Source organism: Limnothrix redekei LRLZ20PSL1, from assembly GCF_043235035.1.
In the GTDB taxonomy this organism is placed as follows: domain Bacteria; phylum Cyanobacteriota; class Cyanobacteriia; order CACIAM-69d; family CACIAM-69d; genus CACIAM-69d.
The window spans coordinates 1-1,235 of sequence record NZ_JAZAQF010000064.1; the positions used below are offsets into that span (position 1 = coordinate 1).

Annotated in this window: 2 protein-coding genes; both read left to right on the forward strand. The window is 53.9% G+C overall.

Annotated elements, in window-relative coordinates; genetic code table 11:
* The first annotated feature begins 98 nt into the window (after window positions 1–98).
* A complete protein-coding gene (locus VPK24_RS11185; protein WP_393013269.1) occupies window positions 99–410 on the forward strand; it encodes a hypothetical protein in 312 nt (103 codons plus the stop codon).
* A gap of 287 nt (window positions 411–697) precedes the next feature.
* A partial coding sequence (locus VPK24_RS11190) for an IS110 family transposase (RefSeq protein WP_393013272.1) occupies window positions 698–1,235 on the forward strand: 538 nt, incomplete at its 3' end.

Consider the following 1,235-nt stretch of genomic DNA (forward strand, 5'->3'; position numbering starts at 1 on the left):
GTGCCCGTTGCTGAGATCGACTACATCCAAACTGAGGTCAACGGGGTTATTCAGACGATCATGCTGTTTCCAGTTGAAATACCGGAGGTCACCGTTTCATGAGTGCGTTCATTTGGATTGGCGATCGATTCCTGAATTTGAACTGGATCCGGCAGATTCAGGTAGACGAAGAAACCGGCGAGCTGACCATCGTTTGGTCAGATGGCGATCTCCTAATCCTCAGTGGAGCGATGGCCGTAGGGCTGTTCCGGGATTTAAAGGAACGGTGCGCCGCCAAAAATCGGGCGCTGGATGTCGTAACAGACCCGAAATTCGAGTCACCCGATTGGTTCTATGAACTTTGGGGTTCAAGTCAATATCCGGGGCCAGTGGATCTTGGAGACGACATCCTAGACGAATTTGAGTTTTAGACATGCCCCAAACTTGCTCGGTGAATCAGACCGGGCAAGCTTGGGGCAGCGTCCAAACCTGCTCCAACCGTCTGGCGATCGCGCTTAGGGCCTAAGTAAAGAATCGAGCTTTCGTGCTCTTAACAGTTCATAGGCTCGGCGCGATCAATTGACGGTTTAACCCACGCAACCGGCCCATAACCAAAAGCCGGTAAATGCCTCAAGAGGGAATTGAGCTGGGCATAGTCCCTGGCTTTTGGGTGATTCATAGGCTTGCTGTGTGGGGTCAACCAACACCCATTCATACCATGCGAATTATTGGTATTGACGTAAGCAAGGCATCGGTCACCGCTTGCGTTACAGACACCAGACCGGCCGAACCTCGACAATTTTATTACGATGCAAAATTTCTGACCCTGCCCGCCAACGCGGCCGGCATTCGGGCCTTGCTCGACTTGGGGGCCGATGTGGCCGTCATGGAACCCACGGGGGTGAACTATTCAAAACTGTGGGGAACTCAGCTCGCCCGTGCCGGTGTGCGGGTGGTGCTGGTGGGGCATAAGGAGCTGCGGGGTTATCGTGCGGGCCATCTCGGATTGCCCGATAAAGATGACGATGCTGATTCTCTGGCCTTGGCCTGCTACTACTGGGACTATTGCGACTCACCACGGCGGTTTGTGTCCGATCGCACTGAGGCGATCGTGCAAATCAGGCGATTGGTGCTGCGGCTGTGTCATCTGAACCGGGTGCAATCTCCGATCATTAACCGATTGCGTCAGGATCTCGCGTGGCAATTCCCAGAGGTGGCCCATGTCAAATCAAAGCGGGTTTTGCTCTCAGATTTGC